Source organism: Actinacidiphila cocklensis (assembly GCF_907177275.1).
GTDB lineage: Bacteria > Actinomycetota > Actinomycetes > Streptomycetales > Streptomycetaceae > Actinacidiphila > Actinacidiphila cocklensis.
In genome coordinates, this window is sequence record NZ_CAJSLV010000070.1 from 143,966 (window position 1) to 163,137 (window position 19,172).

Genomic DNA, 19,172 nt, shown 5'->3' on the forward strand with positions numbered 1-19,172 from the left:
CCCGGGCGACGCGCCGCCGGGTGCCCGCCGAGGCGTACGAAATGCGGACGTGCGGGATGAAACGGGCGCCCGTGGGGGCTGGGTGACGGATGGGAACCGGGTGTTTGCGAGGATCGTACCGATGACTGCCACGCCCTCCGACGCATATGCCGACCGCCGAACGACCCCCGCGCCCGACGCCGAGGGGCGCGGCCGCAAACGGCACCGCAGGCCTCGCCGCAGGCGGCGCGCGATGGTCCTGGCGGTGGTCGGCGTCGCCGGGCTCGCCGTGGTGGCCGCCGGCTACACGGTGGCGACCCGGCACGCCGGGGCCGCGGACACCGCCGGTCGCGGCCACGCCGGAGCGCCGAACTCGCCGGCCGCCCCGCCTCCCGGCGCCGCCGCGGCGGGCGCGAACCCGACGGCCGCCCCTGACGGCGCGGTGGCGATGATCACCGGGCTCGGTCCGAGGACCCGCGCGGCGATCCCCGCCGCCACCCGCCAAGTGCTGGTCGCCTCGGGCAAGGCGAAGAACTCGTCCGACACCGTCGTCACCCTGTGGACGAAGACCGGCCGCGGCCGCTGGCACCCGGGCGCGGCCTGGGCGGCCCACAACGCCCTGCACGGCTGGTCCGCCGGCCATCGCGCGGGTGATCTGCACAGCCCGATCGGGGTGTTCACGCTGCATGACGCGGGCGGGTTCGACCCGGACCCGGGCACGAAGCTGCCGTACCACCACTCCGCCAAATTCCAGGCGGGCGGCGTCGGCTTCAACGGCGAGACCCTCGACCAGGCCTTCGACTACGTCATCGCGATCGACTACAACCGGGTCCCCGGCACGTCCCCGCTGGACGGCACACAGCCGCTCGGCGCGAGCCGCGGCGGCGGCATCTGGGTGCACGTCGACCACGGCGGCCCGACCCACGGCTGCGTCAGCATCTCGGCCGCCCACATGGTCGACCTGCTGCACACCCTGCTCCCCGCCGACCACCCGGTGATCGTCATGGGCGACCGCGGAACGCTGGCAACCTAGGGTGTGTCGTGCGGGCCTTCGTGCCCAAGGGTGTTACTCCCGCGGGAGTACGCCGTTCCGGTGACGGCGCTGACTGCTGGAGTAGGTGGAAGCCCTACCGCAGGTCGATGTCACATCCGGGCCGTCGCGGGAGTCTAGAGGGCAGGAGGGATTGCCCCAACTCTCGCGGTGCAACGGAGGCAACGGCATGGACCACGACCAGGAAATGGCAGACTTCGCGCGGCGGTGGACCGAGGCCGAGCGGCTGGGCGATGTCGCCGCACTGGACGCGCTGCTCACCGAGGACTTCACCGCGGTGGGTCCGCACGGCTTCGTCCTGGATAAGAGGCAGTGGATCGACCGCTACGCCTCGGGCGCGCTCATACACGACGCCTTCACCTGGGAAGAGGTGACGGTCCGCAGGCACGGGCGGGCGGCGGTCGCGGTGGGCGTGCAGGGCCAGCAGAGCATCTACGACGGGCGGGACGCGGACGGGTACTTCCGCGTCACGCAGATGATCGTCGCGGACGGCGCGGACTGGAAGCTCGCCGCTGTGCACCTCAGCCCGACGGGCGGGCGGCCGGCCGGCCCGGCGTAGCCCGCGGGGCACAGCTCGCGGGGACCGCGCCTGCGTGCGTGGTCCGGCGGTGCGCCCCGCGGCGGACCGACCACCGCGGGGCGCTGTCAGGGGGCGGCGGACCGCCGGCGAGCGGGCTCAGCCGCGCGGCAGCACCAGCGACTGGACCTGGGGCAGGCCCTTCCAGTCGTTGGAGGCCACCGTGGCGTGCGCCTTCGCGAGTTGGGCGACCCTGGCCTGCGCGTCGGCAGGTGCGGGGTTCACGTCGTCCAGAGCGGGCGCCACATTCTGCGAGTCGGTCATGAAGAGCAGGTAGTGGCGGGTGTCGTACCAGCTCGTGTCGATGCTGCCGTTCAGATACGTGGCGGCGTCACCGTCGAAGGCCACGAACCACGGCCGCAGGGAGGTGTCGGAGTAGCGCGTCCTGGGGTCGCCCGCCTGGGCGTTGTGGACCGAGGGGAAGACGTTCGCCTGCGCGGTCTTGCCCTGGCTGTGCAGGTCCCGCAGGTAGCCGGCGTACTCGCTGTCGGTCCACAGCGAGTCGGTGGGGTTGGACTCCTCGACCGTGCCGGGGATGACTTCGAGCAGCACCTTGCCCGCGAGCTGGGCGCGCGTCGGCCAGTTGCCGGCGACGGCGGCCTCGTCCAGGGTGGCGTACTGCCCGCCGCCCGGCTTGTTCAGCAGGTCGTTCGGCTTGAACACCAGGTTTCCCAGGTGGGCGCTGATCGACTGGTCGAGCTTGGCCGGGCTCATCCCGAAGGTGGCCTGGAAGCCCGCCTTCATCTCCAGCTTGATGATCAGCGGCCCGTGCCCGGGGTGCGCCCCGAGCCATACCCGGACGTCGTCCAGGCAGCTCTCCAGGTTCTTGTTGGCCCCGCCGGTGTAGAGCTGGTCCGGGGAGGAGGCGTTGACGCAGTTGTTGCTGTTCCCGGTCGGGTTGGAGTGGCTGACCTTCCATTCCTGGGTGAAGAAGTCGTCCCACACGTCGAGTTCGATCATCGACGTGCCCGTGTCGAGCGCCTGCGCCAGGTAGCTGAACGCGGCGGGGTCGTAGGTGTTGTGCAGCCCGGACGTGGTGGCGCCGGACAGCGGCAGCGCGTCGGTGCCGGCGGCGGACGCGCTGCCGCCGGCGGGTCCTGCGACGGTGAAGGCGAGGCAGGCGGCGAGCGCGCCGAGCAGTGCGGTGCGCGCGGTGGCGCGCGGGCGGAGCGTATGGCGGCGGGTCAGCGGACCGGTCACGTGTGTCCTCCTGTGGGGGTGGCTCTCCGTCAGGACGGTGACGTCCGCGTGTGAAGCGACGGAGACATGACACGTAACACGGCCTGCATTCCTGCTGTCACCTCCGAGTTCGGCCACATTGCCGCGCGGCCGGCCGGCGGTCGGTCTCAGGAGGCGCCCAGCAGCCGCAGGACCGCGGTGGTCGCCGCCGCGGCGAGGACCACGACGAGGAAGGGCGCCCTGCGCCAGGCGCACAGCGCCCCGACCGCCACGCCGGCGGGCCTGGCCGTCCCCGCGAACCCGTGCCCCTGGGTCAGCGCCGAGGTGGCCACCAGCGCGGCGAGCAGCACCACCACCGCGACCCCGAGCAGGCGCTCCGCCCGGACCGGCAGCGTCACCCGGGAGCGCAGCACCGGACCGGCGAAGCGGAAGGCGAACGTGCCCGCGGCCAACACCGCGGTGGCGGCCACCAGTTCCGTTCCGGTGCTCATCGTGGGTCCCTGGCGCCGGCCCGGTCTCCTGTGCGCCCCGCACCAGCCGCCGCGACCCCGGCGAGCGCGAGCAGCACGGGCAGGCCCGCGGGCAGGAAGGGCGTGGCGGCCAGCGCGATCAGTACCCCCGCGAGTGCCGCCCGCCGGGTCGGCGGCGTCCCCAGTGACGGCAGCAGCAGCGCGAGCAGCACCGCGGGGAAGGCCGCGTCCAGCCCGAGCGCGTCGGTGTCGCCAATCGCCTGGCCGCCGTAAGTGCCCAGCACCACACCGGCGTTCCAGCTGAGGAACAGCCCCGTTCCGCAGAGCCAGTACGCCCTACGCCGCCGCGCCGGCTCGTGCTGGGCCAGTGTGAAGGCGACCGTCTCGTCCACCATCAGGTGGCTGCCGACGACCCGCCGAAGCCATCCCGTACCGAGGACGTCGCCCACGGCGAAGCCGAACGGTACATGACGGGCGTTCACCAGCAGTCCGGCCGCGACCGCGGCGATCGGACTGCCGCCCGCGGCCACCAGGCCCACGAAGAGGAACTGGGCGGCCCCGGCGAAGACCACCACCGACAGCAGCATCGGCAGCCAGGCCGGCAGGCCGAGCCCTACCGTGATCGCGCCGAAGGAGGCGCCGACCACCGCGTCGGCCGCGCACACGAGTGCAATGTCCCGCGCCAGGTGGCGCGTTGGAAGCTTTTTTGTTCGCCATATCGAACGCATCGCCGCCTATACTGAACACCGACGAAGCCGTTCGTCAAGGCGAACACATGGACTTGTCCAGCGAACGAAGGAGCGGGTGTGGCACACGACGAGAGTTCTCCCGGCGGCCCGCCGCTCGCGGTCATAGCGGCCTCGCTGCAGCGCGAACGGAGGCGCGCGGGACTGTCGCTCGCCGAGGTCGCCCGCCGCGCGGGCATAGCCAAGTCAACGCTGTCCCAGCTGGAGTCCGGCACCGGCAACCCGAGCGTGGAGACGCTGTGGGCGCTGAGCGTCACCCTCGACGTGCCCTTCGCCCAGCTCGTGGAGCCCCCGCGCCCCCGGGTGCAGGTCATCAGGGCGGGCGAGGGTCCCGCCTTCGCCGCGGAACGCGCCGACTACGTCGCCACGTTGCTCGCCTCGTCACCGCCCCACACCCGGCGAGACATCTACCTGGTGTCCGCCCAGCCCGGCACCGCCCGCGAGTCCGACCCGCACATGCCCGGCGTCGTCGAGCACGTCGTGCTCAGCACCGGCCGCGCCCTCGTCGGCATCGCGGAGGACCCGGTCGAACTCGCACCCGGCGACTACGTCGCCTACCCGGGGGACATCGCCCATGTCTTCCGGGCACTGGAACCGGACACCCTCGCGGTGCTCGTCCAGGAACACCGCTGACCCGCCGATCGGACGGAGCCGCCGCCATGCCGCAACCACCCCGGCCGCCGGACGGGCAGGGGCCGTCCGTGCGGACCGAGCGCAAGGGCGCGGTGACCACCGTCGTGCTGTCCCGGCCCGCGGCCCGCAACGCCGTGGACGGCCCCACCGCGCGGGCGCTCGCCGACGCCTTCCGCGCCTTCGACGCCGACGACGAAGCGGCCGTGGCGGTGCTGTGGGGCGAGGGCGGCACCTTCTGCGCGGGCGCCGACCTCAAGGCGATCGGCACGGAGCGGGGGAACCGCGTCACCGACACCGTGGGCGCGGCGCGCGGCGGCTCGGTACATGGCCACGGCGTGGCACATGGCGACGGTCCGATGGGGCCGACCAGGATGCGGCTCGGCAAACCGGTCATCGCGGCGGTGTCCGGCCATGCCGTGGCGGGCGGTCTCGAACTGGCGCTGTGGTGCGACCTGCGGGTCGTCGAGGAGTCCGCCGTCCTCGGCGTCTTCTGCCGCCGCTGGGGCGTCCCGCTGATCGACGGCGGCACCGTACGGCTGCCGCGGCTGATCGGTGCGGGCCGGGCTATGGACCTGGTCCTCACCGGCCGCCCCGTCGACGCGGCCGAGGCGCTGTCCATCGGTCTGGCCGACCGCGTCGTCCCCACCGGTACCGCCCGTGCCGCAGCCGAGCAACTCGCCGCGGAGATCGCCGCCTTCCCGCAGACCTGCCTGCGGCACGACCGCCTCGCCCTGCTGGAGCAGGAGGGCCTGCCGGAGGACACCGCCCTGGCCGTGGAGCTGGCCCATGGCCGGATCTCGCTGGCCGAGGCCGCCGAGGGCGCGGCCCGCTTCGCCGCGGGCGAGGGGCGGCACGGCGCCTTCGGCGGCTGACCGCGCCCCGCCCTGACCCGGGTCAGTGGCGGAAGAGCCGCAGCCTGGTGTGCGCCAGCGTGATGCCGTGCTCGCGGCAGGCCTCCGCCACGTCGGCGGAGCGGATGGAGCCGCCTGGCTCGGCGATCCAGCGCACACCGTGGCGGGCCGCATGGTCCACGTTGTCGCGGAAGGGCAGGGTGCCGTCGGACGCGAAGGACACACCGGTCAGGCGGGCGCCCCACTCCCGGCGCTGCGCATCTGTGAGCCAGTCGGGGGGCGACGCCAGTGCCCGGCCGAACCGGGTCCGTTCGTCGGCGGTCATGTCGCCCTCGATGAAGCGCACGTGCCAGTTGACGCGGTCCTGACGGCGGATGCCCGGCACGAAGTCCAGGGCCGACACGGCCGGGTGCCGCCGCAGCCACCAGCTGTCGGCCTTCGCACCCGCCAGCCGGGTGCAGTCCACCCGCGACTGCTGCCCCGCCCCGATGCCGAGCGTGACCCCGTTCCGCACGTAACACACCGAGTTGGACTGGGTGTAGCGCACCACGGCGAGTCCCAGCAGCAGGTCCGCCACGGCAGCCTTCGTCAGCGGCCCGCCGCACACCACGTCGTCCAGCAGCGACGCGTGCAGCGGAACGTCGTCGCGCTGCTGGGTCAGCCGCAACCCGTGGACCTCGCGGTCCTCCTGCGGCGGCGGAACGAACGCGGGGTCCGCCTCGAGCACCAGGAAACGGCCCTTCTTCTTCCGGCTGAGCGCGGCGACCGTGCCGGGCGCGTATCCCGGGGCGACGATGCCGTCGCAGACCACATGGGCGAGCAGCGCCGCCAGTTCCTCGTCCACCGGGTGCGACACGGCAGCGACATCGCCGTAGGACGACTTCGGATCGGCGTCCCTGGCACGTACGTACGCGCTGGTCAGCTGGCCTGCGTCGGGGTCGGCGCGATAGAGCGCGGCAGTGGCGGGGTCCAGCGGCCCCGCGAGTGCGGCCCCGGCGGGCGACACGTGCTTGAACGACGCCGCAGCCGGCCTCCCCAGCGCCTCCGCGGCCTCCCTGACCAGCTGCCAGCCGCTCAGCGCGTCCAGCAGATTGATGTACGACGGTTCGCCGTTGAGAACCCGGACCGGCCATGCGCCCGCCTTCACCGGCGCGGCAGTTGCCGTGTGCTGCTGAGGGTTCGTTCCGTACCGCAAGTCCACGTCCCGGCCTCCTCGGTCCGAGCCCGCGGCCCCGGACGGCGGGGCGGGCGGGCTGCGTTGACGAGAGGCGCCCAGGCGGTCGACGCTCACGGATGCAGTCGGCCGCTCCCCGGTGGTGTCCCACCCTCGCCAGTCGCGACCGCGACCGACTCTAGCGGAGCGGCGGCCGTCCGTCCGTCATATGCGGCCGGTGCTGCCTGCCACCCGCACGGCCCATGCCAGGCAGCCGAGAGCCCCGGTGGTGACCAGTGTCCGCGCGATGTTCCAGTGCACCCACGCCGACTCGAACTGCGCCCGTACCGCCGCCGGATCGTGGATGCGCCCCGGTGCTCCCGCGCCCGCCAGGCGGTTGTTGAGCGGAACGTTGAAGCCCATCGTGATGACCAGGGACGCCGCGTAGAGCGCGACGCCCGCAATGATCCACGGCAGTGCGGGCCGCCCCTCCCCGCCGCGGTGCAGCACCGCCGCGACCACCCCGAGCACCAGGGCGCCGCCGAAGGCGAGGGTGAACCAGCCGTTGAGAATTGCCACGTTCACCCGCTGCATCGTCTCGATGAACGTGCGGTCGCCGGCCCGCGCAAGACCGGGCATCACGGCGACCGAGAAGGCGAAGTACAGCCCGGCCATCAGGCCGGTGACGAGCGTGGCGGCAAGCAGCACCAGGCTGCGGAGGTCGCCGTTCACGGCAACTCCTCGGGTCGGGCGGCGGGCGGGGACCGGCGCGGGGGCGAGCGGGGTGTTCTGCGTCATGACCTCAGTGAATCCGCGCTGCCCACGGCCCGGCCATCGCTGAGGAGCTCATCCCCATACGCAGGCGTCCAGTTCTAGGCTGTCGGCCATGGACGCACTGGCCAATCTCCTCGACGGCCCGCGAGCGCGGGGCGCGTTCCTGCTGCGGTCGGTCCTCACCCCGCCCTGGTCGATCAGGATCGCCGACCGGGCACCCCTCACGCTGGTGCACATGGTCAGGGGCGACGCCTGGATCAGGACCGACGACGGCCGGGCGCGGCTGCTGCGCCCCGGTGACATCGCGGTGATCCGCGGACCGGAGCCTTACGTCGTCGCCGGCGACCGGGAAACCGAGCCGCAGATCGTCATCCGGCCGGGCCAGGTCTCCACCGACGTCGAGGGCAACGAACTGTGCGAGCAGATGGACCTGGGGGTGCGGACCTGGGGCGACGACCCCGACGGGGTGGGCGGTATCAGGGGTGGGGCCGAGGAGCCGTCCCCGGCGTCCGCGGTGATGATCAGCGGCACCTACCAGATGCGCGGCGAGGTCAGCAGCCGGCTGCTGTCCGCGCTGCCACAGGTGCTGGTGCTGGCCGGTGACGCCTGGTCGAGCCCGCTGCCCGCGCTGCTGAGCGAGGAGATCGTCCGGGACGAACCGGGCCAGGAGGTGGTGCTCGACCGGCTGCTCGACCTGCTGCTGATCGCGGTGCTGCGGACCTGGTTCGCCCGGCCCGAGGCCGCCGCGCCCGCCTGGTACGCCGCGCAGAGCGACCCGGTCGTGGGTCCTGCGCTGCGGCTGCTGCACGACGACCCGGCCCGCCCCTGGACGGTCGCGGACCTCGCCGCCAGGACCGGTGTCTCGCGGGCCGCGCTCGGCCGCCGCTTCACCGACCTGGTCGGCGAGCCGCCGATGGCGTATCTGACCGGCTGGCGGCTGGCGCTGGCCGCCGACCTGCTGCGCGAGCCGGACACCACCATCGCCTCCGTCGCCCGCAGGGTCGGCTACGGCAGTCCCTTCGCGCTCAGCGCGGCCTTCAAACGGGTGCGCGGGGTCAGCCCGCAGCAGTACAGGGAGCGCACCCCGGCGGCCTCCTAGCAGCCGGCGCTTTTCCACAGGTGGGCAGAACATTCTGGTCAGGAATGTTTAGGCTGGCTGCATGAAGGATTGGGATCTCCGCAAACTGCAGATTCTGCGGGCACTGCACGACACGGGCACCGTCACGGCCGCCGCGGCCGCGCTGCGGATGACCCCGTCGGCGGTGTCGCAGCAACTGGCCGCGCTGTCCAAGCAGGTCGGCACGCCCGTCATCGAGGCGCGCGGCCGGGGCGTCCGGCTCACCGGAGCCGCACACGTGCTGCTGCGGCACGCCGAGATCGTCTTCGCCCAGCTCGAACGCGCCGGTGCGGAGATCGACGGCTGGGCGCAGGGCGAGGCAGGCGTGGTGCGGATCGGGACGATCGCCACCGCGATCACCCGGCTGGTGGTGCCCGCGGTGGCGCTGCTGCGCCGCAGCGCGCCCGGCATCACCGTGTCGGTGCGGGAGGCGGAGGCCGCCGAGGTCTACGAGCAGTTGGCCGCGGGCGACGTCGATCTGGCGCTGTCGCTCGCCGTCGACGCGCCCACCGCGGGGGACCCGCGCTTCGTGCTCTTCCCGCTGCTCACCGACCCGCTCGACATCGCGCTGCCGCCCGGCCACCCGCTGGCCGCCGCGCCCGCGCTGCGGCTGGCGCAGCTCGCCGAGGACCCGTGGATCTTCGGCAGTCGCGGGCCGTGGCGCGACCTGACCCTCGCGGCCTGCGCCGACGCCGGGTTCGTGCCCGAGCAGGCGCATGCGGCGGCGGATTGGCCGGCCATCTTCTCGCTGGTCGCGGCGGGCATGGGGATCGCGCTGGTGCCGCGGATGGCGACCGCGGGCGGGCTGCGGCAGGAGGTGGTCGTCCGTGCGCTGGAGGCGGACCGGCCGCGGCGCCGGATCGTCGGGGCGGTACGCGGCGGGGCGCAGGACGCGCCGCTGCTGCGCCGGACGCTGGAGGCGTTGCGGCAGGCTGCGGACCTCGATCCACTGTATAGCGCAACTGAAAGTTCTATTCAGTAAGTTTCGATGGACGTGAACGGTGGTGGGGGCGGAGAGTGGAGGCAGAGGAGATCGGAGCAGGCGAGAGGGGCGGACAGGCGATGGCGAACATGCTGGCGGGTGCGGGTGCGGGTGCGGGTGCGGGCGGCGTGGGGGCGGGGGCCTTCACGGCGCTGACGTCCTTCACGGGGGATGCGCTCCCGTACGCAGGGGGCAATCCCTTCGCGGACTACCGAAGTACGGATCTGGGCCGGGCGGGGTTCGGAGGGCTCGCGGATCTGGCCGACCGGCGGCTCGGAGCGGGGGTTGTCGCGGCCAACGACGAGTTCTTCGCCGAGCGGGAGAATCTGCTGGTGCGCGGCCCCGCGGTCTTCGATCCCGAGCGCTTCGGGCACAAGGGCAAGATCATGGACGGCTGGGAGTCCAGGCGGCGGCGCGGCGCGTCCGCAGAGGTCCCGCACCCTGCCCCTGACGACCACGACTGGGCTCTGATCCGGCTGGGGGCGCCCGGAGTGATCCGCGCGATCGTGGTCGACACCGCTCATTTCCGGGGGAATTATCCGCAGGCGGTGTCGGTCGAAGCGGTGGCTGCCGCGCCCTCGGCATCCCCGCAGGAACTTCTCGATCCTGCGCTGCAGTGGACCGAGGTGATAGCGCGTAGCGCCGTCGGCGGCCATGCGGAGAATGTCTTCGCGGTGCATCTGGAGCGCCGGTTCACACATCTGAGGCTGCGCCAGCATCCGGACGGCGGCATAGCGCGGCTGCGGGTATTGGGGGAGGTGGCACCCGACCCGGTGTGGCTGGCGGGGCTGGGCACCTTCGACCTGGTGGCGCTGGAGAACGGCGGGGTGGTGGAGGACGCCTCCGACCGCTTCTACTCACCGCCCGAGCACACCATCCTGCCGGGCCGGTCGCAGAAGATGGACGACGGCTGGGAGACCAGGCGGCGCCGCGACAGCGGACACGACTGGATCAGCTACCGGTTGGTGGAGCAGGGCGAGATCCGCGCCGTCGAGATCGACACCGGGTATCTCAAGGGGAACGCGGCAGGCTGGGCTGAGCTGTGGGTCCGGGACGGCGACGGCGATCCGGCTGGTCCCGGGGCGGACGGTGCCGCAGCCGAGACCGCGGCGACCGACTTCGGGCAGGCCGAGGAGGGTGGGCTGCCCACGCGAGACGGCGCCGGGTGGGTCCGGTTGCTGGGCCGGGTGCGGCTGCAGCCCGACACGGTGCACCGCTTCCTGGTCGAGCCCAGGCCGGCCACCCACGTCAGGATCGACATATTCCCCGACGGGGGTATAGCCCGGCTGCGGCTGCACGGCTCGCTCACCGAGCTGGGGGCGAACCGCCTCGCCCGGCGCACCGCGGCCATCACCTGACCAGGCGTCATGTCCCGCCCGGTCCGGCCGCCGTCACGTACGGCCTTGCCAGGCCGTGGTCAGGTCCCCCCCGGGCCGAGCGGGGTCACCCGGCGCCGAAGAGGGTGAGCAGCTCGGCCTTGCCGAACATCCGGGCGGTGTCGACCGCTGAGGGTGCGCCGGCTGACGGGTCGGCGCCGCCCTCGATCAGGGCGTCGATCACGTTCCGCTCGCCCTTGAAGACCGCGCCGGCCAGCGGGGTCTGGCCGTGGTCGTTGGCCTGGTCGGCTACTGCCCCGCGCTGGAGCAGTGCCCTGACGGTGTCCGCGTGGCCGTGGTAGGCGGCGAGCATCAGCAGCGTGTCGCCGCGGTCGTTGGTCAGGTTGGCCGGGACGCCGGCATCGATGTACGCGGCGAGTTTGTCGGTGTCGCCCTGCCGGGCCAGATCGAAGACCTGTGCGGCCAGTTGCAGTACCTCGGGGTCGTGGGCGGGCTCGTGCTCGGCGTCGGACTCGGGGCTGTGCCCAGGGGTCGGCTCGGTCATGGAGCACAGCCTATGCAGGGCACTCGCCGTGGAAGAAGGAGATCACCACTCGCTGGGGCGCGGCGTCACTCGGCCGGATGTCCAGCGGGACGCACGCCCTGCCGTCACCGGCGACGAAGAACGCACCGAGAAAGGAGGTTGCCGCATCGGCACACGCAGAGAAAGTCACCGCAGGCGCGGGACCCATGCTCTGGCCGCCGCCGAATTCCAGACCGGCCCGGGCGCGTTGCTCGGTTCCGATCGTGACGGTCACCGACCCGCCGTCACGGACGGAGGCGCCGATCAGATAGTGCCAGCCGTCGGAATTGTGCACGCCGTGGGCGTTCTGGTCGCCGGCGGCCAGCCCGCGCAGGCCCTGCAGGGTCAGCGGACCGACCGTGACGTCGTCCCGGCCCGAGTGGGACGAGGGCGAGCCGGGCGGCGACCAGGGGCGGCCGGCGGTGGCGGTGGAGCCGGCCTCTTGGCCGGGCAGTGGGGTGGTTCCGTCGACGCAGTCGACCGGGCGAGGATGTTCGACGCTGCCGACCGGGGGGCCGGGGGCCTCGCTGGGATCGGCAGCTGCCGGCGGGTCCTTGTGGGCACCCCAGGTGCAGCCGGCGATCAACAGCAGTGCCCCACCCGTCACACCGGCCGCTTGCCACGCTCGACCTGACATGGGCATCACCCCTTTACCAGGACGGTACGTCCTCAGTCGAGCGGCTGCCAGACCACCAACTGCCGTACGAGGGCGGCATCGCCGGCCAGTCGCAGGGTTCCGTCGTCCCAGGACGTCCTGCGGTGGAGGGCGAGCAGCAGTTCGCCGGCCGGGGCCGACACCGTCGCGTCGGCCTCGGGCCGGCCCCCGTCCACGGCGCTGCGCACGGCGGAGGCACCGGTCTCGTCCAGGATCAGCGTCCAGGCCCGGCCCTCGTCCGCGACCAGCGCGACCCGGGCGGGGGAGTGCGGCCACCCGTCCATGGAGCCGAAACCGACATGGAGGAACTCATCGACAGCATCGACCGCGAGCCCGGAGGGCAGGGGCTCGGGAACACCCGCGGCGTCCTGCGCATCCCTGGCAAGGACAGCGACCTCCCGCACCTGGTGCCGGGCGACCGCACCGGAGGTGGAGGCGATCCCCGAGTCCGCCCACCACGTCCAGCACCGCCCGTCGGGGCCCGCAGCGCGCAGCGAGGAGAGCAGGGCATCCGTCGAACGGGCCGACCACTCCAGCAGGTCCCCGGTCGGGAACCGCTCGGGCACCTGCCCGTCCGACGGCGGACCGGACGCGGGACCGGCGGTGACGGCGGCGGCCCAGAAGCGCTGCGTGCCGCCGACGTGCGCCAGCAGGTCCGGCACCGTCCAGTCGGGGCAGGCCGGGATTCTGGCGTGGGACGGCGCCTGGCGTGCCGCGGACCGCAGTGCGGCGGACCGCTCGGCTATCTGGTCGAGCCATTCATCGAACCGCGGCGCCGGCGAAGTCGTCATGGGCTCCGTTGTAGCAGCGAACACGGACAACCAACCCTCCCGCGGGTGAGTCCACAGGCTCACCGCCATGGTGACCGATTACGGCAGTTTTGCCCAACCCTGACTGAAGCAGGGCCTGTTCAGAGCGCCAGGAAGGCTGTTCCATGGTGATCGTCAGTCCCGCTACGCCCGACGACGGCCCACCGCACCGCGGCGGCCGGCCCGTACCCGACGAACCGGATGAGGTGCCTTGGCTACGACCGTGCGCAGTACGAAGGTGACCATCCCGGCCGCCCCGCTCGGACCGGAGAATCCGCTGCCCGCGCTGCGCCCGCAAGGCGAACTGCACCGGCTCGACCCGGCCGACCTCGTGGGGCTGCCCGCCGACATGGCACGGCAGATCGGCTACGCGCCGCTGCGGACAGTGCTCCCCGTGCGGCTGCTCGACGGCTACGGGCGGGACCGCGAGCCCGCCGCCCTCGACGCGCTGGTGATCGAGAACAGCAGGCTGCGCGCCACCGTGCTGCCGGGGCTCGGCGGGCGGCTGCACTCGCTGTTCCACAAGCCCAGCGGGCGCGAACTGCTCTACCGCAACCCTGTGTTCCAGCCCGCCGACTTCGCCCTGGCCGGCGCCTGGTTCTCCGGCGGTGTCGAGTGGAATCTCGGCGCCACCGGGCACGCCGCGCACACCTGCGCCCCGCTGCACGCCGGCCGGGTGCCGGCGCCCGACGGCGGCGAGATGCTGCGGCTGTGGGAGTGGGAGCGGCTGCGCGACCTGGCCTTCCAGATCGACCTCTGGCTCCCGGAGGACTCCGACTTCCTCTACGTCGGCATCCGGGTGCGCAATCCGCACGACCGCACGGTCCCCGCCTACTGGTGGTCCAACATCGCGGTGCCGGAGACCGACCGCACCCGCGTGCTGGCGCCCGCGGAAGCCGCCTGGCACTTCGGGCACGCGCGTACCCTGCGCCAGGTGGAGCTGCCCGCCCCGGCGCCCGACGGCCCCGACGTCAGCTATCCGGCCGGATCGCAGCACCCCGCCGACTACTTCCTCGACATCCGCGGCGACGACCGCCGCTGGATCACCGCACTCGACGGCGAGGGCCGCGGCCTGGTCCAGACGTCCACCGACCTCCTGCGCGGCCGGAAGATCTTCTGGTGGGGCCGGGGCAGCGGCGGCCGGCGCTGGCAGGAGTGGCTCACCGAGCCGGGCACCGGCGGCTATCTGGAGATCCAGGCGGGGCTGGCCCGCACCCAGTTCGAGCACATCCCGATGCCCGCCGACACCGACCTGTCCTGGCTGGAGGCCTACGGCCCGCTCAGCGCCGACCCGGACCTGGTGCACGCGGCGGACTGGGACACCGCCCGCGCCGCGGCCGCCGCCCGGCTGGAGGCGGCGCTGCCGCGCGTGGCAGTCGACACCGCGTACGCCGACTGGCTCGCGCAGGCCGACGTCGAGCCGAAGGAGATCCTGGCCACCGGTTCCGGCTGGGGCGCCCTGGAGGCCGAGCGCGGCCACCTCCGGCTGCCCGGCACCCCCTTCGACGCGACCGCACTCGACGACCCGCAGAAGCCCTGGCTGGAACTGCTGCTGGCCGGCGTCTTCCCCCGGCCGCCGGTCGGCGCCCCGCCCGGCCCCGGCCTGGTGTCACCGCAGTGGCGCGAACTGCTGGAGTCCGCCGACACCTACCCGGGCAACGAGTGGTTCCGCGACTACTACCTCGGCATCGCCCAGTGGGCCGCCGACGACCGGGCGCAGGCCGTCCGCAGCTGGGAGCGCTCGCTCGCCGCCCACCCCTCGCCCTGGTGCCATCGCGCGCTGGCGGTCGCGGACAGCGTCGCGGGCAGGACCGAGCAGGCCGCCGAACGGTATGCCGCGGCCTGGGACGGCCTGCTGGCCACCGCCGGGCAGTATGGCCCCGAGGCGCAGACCGCCCAGCGTGCGCTGCTGGTCGAGGCGGTCCCGGCGCTGCTCGCCGCGGGCCGGACCGCCGAGGCCGGACGCCTCCTCGCCGAGCCGGCCTTCGGCAGCACCGCGCCGCCCGACGACGGACGCATCCAGCTGCTGCGCGCCCGTACCGCACTGGCACAGGGGGACGCGGCGGCGGCCCGGGCACTGCTGGACGCCGGCATCGTCGTCGCCGACCTGCGGGAGGGCGCCGAGGAGTTGAGCGAGACCTGGCATGCCGTCGCCGAGCGGCTGGTGGCCGGCGACGGCGAGGTCACCGACGCCGTCCGGGCCACGGCCAGGGCCGAGCACCCGCTGCCCGCCCGCTACGACTTCCTGATGCGCCCCGACACCGCAGGCCCCGACACCCCAGGCTCCGACACCCCCGCCCGGCCGGCTGACCGCCCCGCCGGCTGACCGGCCGGCCGCGGCGGGTTAAACCGGTGGCCGGGGGCGCGGGCGGCCCGCCACAGTGGTCGCTGCGCCCCCGGTCAGGGGGTGATCGCCACACCGGCGGGGGAGTCGGGGGAAGGGGACAGCCATGTCCACGCTGCGGGTGACCGCCGAGCAACTGACCATCGTGGAGCACCCGAACGCGGATGCACTGGAGCTGGCCCAGGTCGGCCTGTATCGCGCGGTGGTCGCCAAGGGCGCCTACCGGACGGGGGAGTTCGCGGTGTACATCCCCGAGCAGGCGGTGCTGCCCGACCCCCTGATCGCCGAACTCGGCCTGACCGGGCGGCTCGCGGGCGGCGCGGCCAACCGCGTGAAGGCGGTGCGGCTGCGCGGGGAGCTGTCCCAGGGCATCGTATGCCGCCCGGCCGCCCTCGACAGCGCCGACCTGGAGCGCGCGTCAGCCGACGACGAGGACTTCGCCGAGCGCCTCGGCATCACCAAATGGGTGCCGCCGGTACCGGTCGCGATGAGCGGCGACGTGGAGTCCGCGCCGGACCTGCTGCCCTGGATCGACATCGAGAACCTCAAACGCCACCCGGACATCTTCGCGCCCGGCGACCTGGTCACCGTCACCGAGAAGCTGCACGGCACCGCCTGCTGCCTGACCTACCTCGCCGACTCCGGGACGATCCACGTCACCTCCAAGGGACTGGGCTCGCAGCGTCTGGCCCTCGTCGAGTCACCCGGCAACCTCTACTGGCGTGCCGTGCGCGGCTACGGCCTGCCGCAGCTCGCCGCGGACCTGGCCGGCACGCTCGGTGCGACCAGGGTCGGCATCTACGGCGAGGTGTACGGCAAGGGCGTGCAGGACCTCGGCTACGGTGTCGACGCCCGCGGTGAACTGCCCGGCTACGCCGCCTTCGACGTGTGCGCGGAGATCGGCGGCCGGCTGACCTGGCTCGACCCGGCGGAGCTGCCGGTCGGCGAGCTGCCGCTGGTGCCGCGGCTCCACCACGGCCCTTTCGACCTGGACCGGGTGCTCGACCTGGCCCAGGGCCGGGAGACCGTCTCCGGCCGGGGCGCGCACATACGCGAGGGCGTCGTCGTCCGCACCGCCGACGGCACCTACAGCCCCGTGATCGGCGGCCGGGCCATCGCCAAGGTCGTCGGCGACGCGTACCTGACCCGCAAGGGCGGCACCGAGTACGAGTGACGGCCCCCGCCGGGGGCCGGGCCACCTCAGCGGGCGAGAGTCAGGAAGCCAGCCGGGCGCGCAGCCGCTGCCGCGCGTCCGGCCACTCGTCGGCCAGCATGGAGAAGAAGACGCTGTCCCGCCAGGTCACCCCGTCCGACCGCAGCCGGTGCCGCCGCCACACACCCTCCCGGACCGCGCCGAGCCGCGCGATCGCCTGCTGCGACCGGGTGTTGAGCAGATCGGTCTTCCAGCAGATCCGGCCGTAGCCCATGTCGTCGAACGCATGGCCCATCAGCAGCAGCTTCGCCTCGGTGTTGACGGCGGTGCGCCAGTACGCCCGCCCGTACCAGGTCCAGCCGATCTCCAGCCGCTCGTCGACGGTGCTCACATCCCAGTAGGCGGTCCAGCCGATCGCCTGCCCGCCGGCCCGGTCGACCACCGCGAAGGCCAGCCCGCCGCAGTCCTCGGCGTCCGCGGCGACCCGGCCGGCCAGCTCGCGTATCGCGTCCTCACTGCGCGGCGGCTCCACCGGCAGCCAGCGCCACACGTCCTCGTCGCCGCCGCCTGCGGCGAACAGCGCGGGGGCGTGCGCGGCCGGGTCCAGCGGCTCCAGCCGGACATGGCGGCCTTCGAGGACCGTGTGTTCGAAGCTCTTCGCGACCATACGCGCACGCTAACCGGCCGACCACATGCCTGGTCAACGTCATTTCACCGGCCGGACGGCATGGTATGCCGATCGCTGGGTACGCGCGGGGTTCAGCGTTCAGCTACGAGACCGTATCCGCACGACCGGCCCCCCGCGGCGAGAGGACACAGAACCGATGAGCGACGACATCAGTCCCAACGGCGCACTGCCCCCCGCGCAGCGCGCGCTGCACGAGATCGCGCACGGCAGTGAGAACGTCATCGCGCTCAGCACCCTCGCGGTCAGCGAGGTCCTGCTGCCGGTGCCCGCCGTCGACGACTACCCGGAAGGAGTGGAGGGGGCCGAGCTGCCCCGGGAGATCCAGCTGCCGGTCTACGAGCAGGAGGACGGCAGGCAGTTGGTGCCGGTCTTCACTTCGGAGACCCGGATGGCGGAGGCGCTGCCGACGACCCGCCGCTACCGCCTGGTGCAGCTGGCGGCGCTCAGCGGCGCCTGGCCGTCCGACGAGCTGATCCTGTCGATCGACACCGGCAGCGAGGACGCCCTCAGCATCTCGGGCGAGGGCGTCCGCGCCCTGGCCGGCCTGGTCGGCGGCAACAACTGAGCCCCTGAGGCCCGGCTGCTGAGCCCAGGCAAACCGAGCCCCCGCTCAGCGCCGCCCGCGGTAGACCACCAGACCGCCGGCGGCCTTGTCCAGCAGCAGCTCCCCGGGCGCGGGCGCCACCTCGCCGTCGCAGGCCAGGTGGACGCCCGCGCCCGGAACGCGCACCCGCAGCCGCGGCACCGCCGCCGCCTCGTAGACCGGTGACCTGGTCAGCACCCCGGTCAGCGCCGCTCCCAGCAGCCGGGTCCTGGCGAACGGCCCGCCGTCCACGATCCGCACGTCGAGCCGCCCGTCGGCCAGGTCGCGGCGCCGCACCGGCGCGAGGCCCACGCTCGAATAGCGGCAGTTCCCCGCGAACAGCAGCCACACCGAGCGCGGCCTGCCGTTGATCTCGATGTCCACCGGCTCGCAGGTCCGCAGCACGTGCACCGCCGCCAGGACGCTCGCCGGCCACGACCCGACCCGCCGCGACCAGCGCTCCCGCACCCGCACCAGGTCCGGGTAGGAGCCGATGCTGAAGGTGTTGAGGAACGGCTCCGCGACCCCGTCCGGCGTGTCGAGCCCGGTGGTGCGGGCCACGTCCACCCTCGCCGCCCGCCGGTCGAGCACCGCGGTCGCGGTGTCCTCGACGGTGTTCAGGCCCAGGTCGAGCGCGAAGTGGTTGCGCGTACCGCCGGGGAAGACCGCCAGCGGCAGCCCGTGCCGCAGCGCGATCGCCGCCGCGAGCCGTACGGTTCCGTCGCCGCCGCACACCCCCAGGGCGCCGCCCGTCTCGACCGCGGTGCGCGCCGCCTTCTCCAGCAGCTCCGCCAGGTCGTCGTCCTCCGTGCACTCGGTGACGTCGGCCTGCGGCAGCGCCGCCGCGATCCGCACCTCCGGCGGCGTCAGCAGCGGCGGCGGCCCCGAGGCGGCGTTGACCACCACCTGGAGCCCGCGCCCGCCCGGCAGCGACGGCGCCGGCGCCACCGGCCCCGAGCGCGGGGTGCCGGGCGCGGGCGGCAGCAGCGCCCGTACGGTCAGCGCTGCGCCCACCCCCAGCGCGCAGCCCACCAGCACATCGCTCGGGTAGTGCACCCCGGTGTAGATCCGGGAGAAGGCCACGCTCGCCGCCAGCGGCGCCACCGCGGCCCCCCAGCCCGCCGACTCCAGTGCCGCGCCGACCGCGAAGGCGGCGGCGGAGGCGGAGTGCCCCGAGGGGAAGGACGAGGTGACCGGCTGCCGGTGCAGCCGCCGTATCACCGGTACGGCGTCGAGCAGCGGCCTGGCCCGGCGGACCGCGCCCTTGCCCACGGTGTTGACGCTCAGCGACGCCAGAGCCAGCGAGCCCATGCCGCGCAGCGCCGCCCGCCGCCCGTCCCTGCCGCCCGCCACCGCCATGCCGGCCGCCACCGCGCACCACAGCCGCCCGTGGTTCGCGGCCCGGCTCAGCCGCGGCAGCACCGGCTCCGCGCCCGGCCAGTGCCGGCCCGCCACCTCGGCGAAAAGCGCCGCGTCCCAGCTCTTCCAGGGGTATGCCATGCCTGCCGGTTACCCTGCGCCGGGCGGTG

General features: G+C 73.7%; 20 protein-coding genes and 1 riboswitch. Of the genes, 10 read left to right on the forward strand and 10 right to left on the reverse strand.

Annotation, left to right across the window (positions count from 1 at the left end):
• The first annotated feature begins 121 nt into the window (after positions 1-121).
• The gene (locus NFU81_RS25740) at positions 122-1,012 is read left to right on the forward strand and encodes a L,D-transpeptidase family protein (protein ID WP_251494181.1); all 891 of its coding nucleotides are present in this window, start codon (positions 122-124) and stop codon (positions 1,010-1,012) included.
• A 187-nt stretch (positions 1,013-1,199) separates the two neighbouring features.
• Entirely contained in the window at positions 1,200-1,589 is a 390-nt protein-coding gene (locus NFU81_RS25745) for a nuclear transport factor 2 family protein (protein WP_251494185.1), read from the forward strand.
• 117 nt (positions 1,590-1,706) lie between these two features.
• On the opposite strand, the gene NFU81_RS25750 is transcribed toward NFU81_RS25745, so the two are convergent.
• The 3 genes from NFU81_RS25750 to NFU81_RS25760 all read right to left on the reverse strand — a co-directional run bounded on the left by NFU81_RS25750 (position 1,707) and on the right by NFU81_RS25760 (position 3,921).
• Positions 1,707-2,807, reverse strand: coding sequence for a phosphatidylinositol-specific phospholipase C domain-containing protein (locus tag NFU81_RS25750; RefSeq protein WP_251494187.1), 1,101 nt, complete (start codon positions 2,805-2,807; stop codon positions 1,707-1,709).
• 146 nt (positions 2,808-2,953) lie between these two features.
• A complete protein-coding gene (locus NFU81_RS25755; RefSeq protein WP_251494191.1) occupies positions 2,954-3,277 on the reverse strand; it encodes an AzlD domain-containing protein in 324 nt (107 codons plus the stop codon).
• Complete coding sequence (locus tag NFU81_RS25760) at positions 3,274-3,921, reverse strand: AzlC family ABC transporter permease (RefSeq protein ID WP_479688508.1); 648 nt, start codon at positions 3,919-3,921, stop codon at positions 3,274-3,276. Before NFU81_RS25760 ends, NFU81_RS25755 begins: the two co-directional genes overlap by 4 nt.
• Before the next feature lie 141 nt (positions 3,922-4,062).
• On the opposite strand from NFU81_RS25760, the gene NFU81_RS25765 reads away from it, so the two are divergent.
• Both NFU81_RS25765 and NFU81_RS25770 read left to right on the forward strand, forming a co-directional pair.
• Positions 4,063-4,635, forward strand: a complete 573-nt coding sequence (locus tag NFU81_RS25765; RefSeq protein WP_251494198.1) for a helix-turn-helix domain-containing protein — start codon at positions 4,063-4,065, stop codon at positions 4,633-4,635.
• A gap of 26 nt (positions 4,636-4,661) precedes the next feature.
• A complete protein-coding gene (locus tag NFU81_RS25770) occupies positions 4,662-5,507 on the forward strand; it encodes a crotonase/enoyl-CoA hydratase family protein (protein WP_251494201.1) in 846 nt (281 codons plus the stop codon).
• 22 nt (positions 5,508-5,529) lie between these two features.
• Here NFU81_RS25770 and NFU81_RS25775 read toward each other — a convergent pair whose 3' ends face one another.
• Complete coding sequence (locus tag NFU81_RS25775) at positions 5,530-6,687, reverse strand: phosphoribosylaminoimidazolecarboxamide formyltransferase (protein ID WP_251494205.1); 1,158 nt, start codon at positions 6,685-6,687, stop codon at positions 5,530-5,532.
• A gap of 62 nt (positions 6,688-6,749) precedes the next feature.
• Positions 6,750-6,834, reverse strand: a riboswitch (ZMP/ZTP riboswitch).
• Between the two features lie 30 nt (positions 6,835-6,864).
• Positions 6,865-7,437: an anthrone oxygenase family protein gene (locus tag NFU81_RS25780; protein WP_251494208.1), complete on the reverse strand. Its 573-nt coding sequence runs from the start codon at positions 7,435-7,437 to the stop codon at positions 6,865-6,867.
• A gap of 88 nt (positions 7,438-7,525) precedes the next feature.
• Between NFU81_RS25780 and NFU81_RS25785 the strand changes: the two genes are divergently transcribed.
• The 3 genes from NFU81_RS25785 (at position 7,526) to alc (ending at position 10,870) form a co-directional block, all read left to right on the forward strand.
• Positions 7,526-8,512: an AraC family transcriptional regulator gene (locus NFU81_RS25785; RefSeq protein ID WP_251494211.1), complete on the forward strand. Its 987-nt coding sequence runs from the start codon at positions 7,526-7,528 to the stop codon at positions 8,510-8,512.
• A 61-nt stretch (positions 8,513-8,573) separates the two neighbouring features.
• The gene (locus NFU81_RS25790; RefSeq protein ID WP_251494214.1) at positions 8,574-9,512 is read left to right on the forward strand and encodes a LysR family transcriptional regulator; all 939 of its coding nucleotides are present in this window, start codon (positions 8,574-8,576) and stop codon (positions 9,510-9,512) included.
• Between the two features lie 89 nt (positions 9,513-9,601).
• On the forward strand, positions 9,602-10,870 hold the full coding sequence (gene alc / locus NFU81_RS25795) for an allantoicase (protein WP_251494573.1): 1,269 nt from the start codon (positions 9,602-9,604) through the stop codon (positions 10,868-10,870).
• 85 nt (positions 10,871-10,955) lie between these two features.
• Here the strand turns inward: alc and NFU81_RS25800 are convergent, their stop codons facing one another.
• From NFU81_RS25800 to NFU81_RS25815, 3 genes are read right to left on the reverse strand one after another with little or no spacing between them, the layout of a single operon-like run.
• A complete protein-coding gene (locus tag NFU81_RS25800; protein ID WP_274038077.1) occupies positions 10,956-11,393 on the reverse strand; it encodes an ankyrin repeat domain-containing protein in 438 nt (145 codons plus the stop codon).
• A gap of 10 nt (positions 11,394-11,403) precedes the next feature.
• A complete protein-coding gene (locus tag NFU81_RS25810; RefSeq protein WP_251494217.1) occupies positions 11,404-12,048 on the reverse strand; it encodes a hypothetical protein in 645 nt (214 codons plus the stop codon).
• A 32-nt stretch (positions 12,049-12,080) separates the two neighbouring features.
• A complete protein-coding gene (locus NFU81_RS25815) occupies positions 12,081-12,857 on the reverse strand; it encodes a maleylpyruvate isomerase family mycothiol-dependent enzyme (protein WP_251494220.1) in 777 nt (258 codons plus the stop codon).
• A gap of 229 nt (positions 12,858-13,086) precedes the next feature.
• Here NFU81_RS25815 and NFU81_RS25820 point away from each other — a divergent pair, with 229 nt between their 5' ends.
• Positions 13,087-15,201, forward strand: a complete 2,115-nt coding sequence (locus NFU81_RS25820; RefSeq protein ID WP_251494223.1) for a DUF5107 domain-containing protein — start codon at positions 13,087-13,089, stop codon at positions 15,199-15,201.
• Between the two features lie 124 nt (positions 15,202-15,325).
• Positions 15,326-16,393, forward strand: a complete 1,068-nt coding sequence (locus tag NFU81_RS25825) for an RNA ligase (ATP) (RefSeq protein WP_251494227.1) — start codon at positions 15,326-15,328, stop codon at positions 16,391-16,393.
• A gap of 40 nt (positions 16,394-16,433) precedes the next feature.
• Here NFU81_RS25825 and NFU81_RS25830 read toward each other — a convergent pair whose 3' ends face one another.
• Positions 16,434-17,039, reverse strand: a complete 606-nt coding sequence (locus NFU81_RS25830) for a GNAT family N-acetyltransferase (RefSeq protein ID WP_251494230.1) — start codon at positions 17,037-17,039, stop codon at positions 16,434-16,436.
• Between the two features lie 157 nt (positions 17,040-17,196).
• On the opposite strand from NFU81_RS25830, the gene NFU81_RS25835 reads away from it, so the two are divergent.
• Complete coding sequence (locus NFU81_RS25835) at positions 17,197-17,625, forward strand: SseB family protein (RefSeq protein WP_251494233.1); 429 nt, start codon at positions 17,197-17,199, stop codon at positions 17,623-17,625.
• Positions 17,626-17,670: 45 nt separating this feature from the next.
• On the opposite strand, the gene NFU81_RS25840 is transcribed toward NFU81_RS25835, so the two are convergent.
• On the reverse strand, positions 17,671-19,143 hold the full coding sequence (locus NFU81_RS25840) for a bifunctional phosphatase PAP2/diacylglycerol kinase family protein (protein WP_251494236.1): 1,473 nt from the start codon (positions 19,141-19,143) through the stop codon (positions 17,671-17,673).
• Positions 19,144-19,172 lie beyond the last annotated feature (29 nt).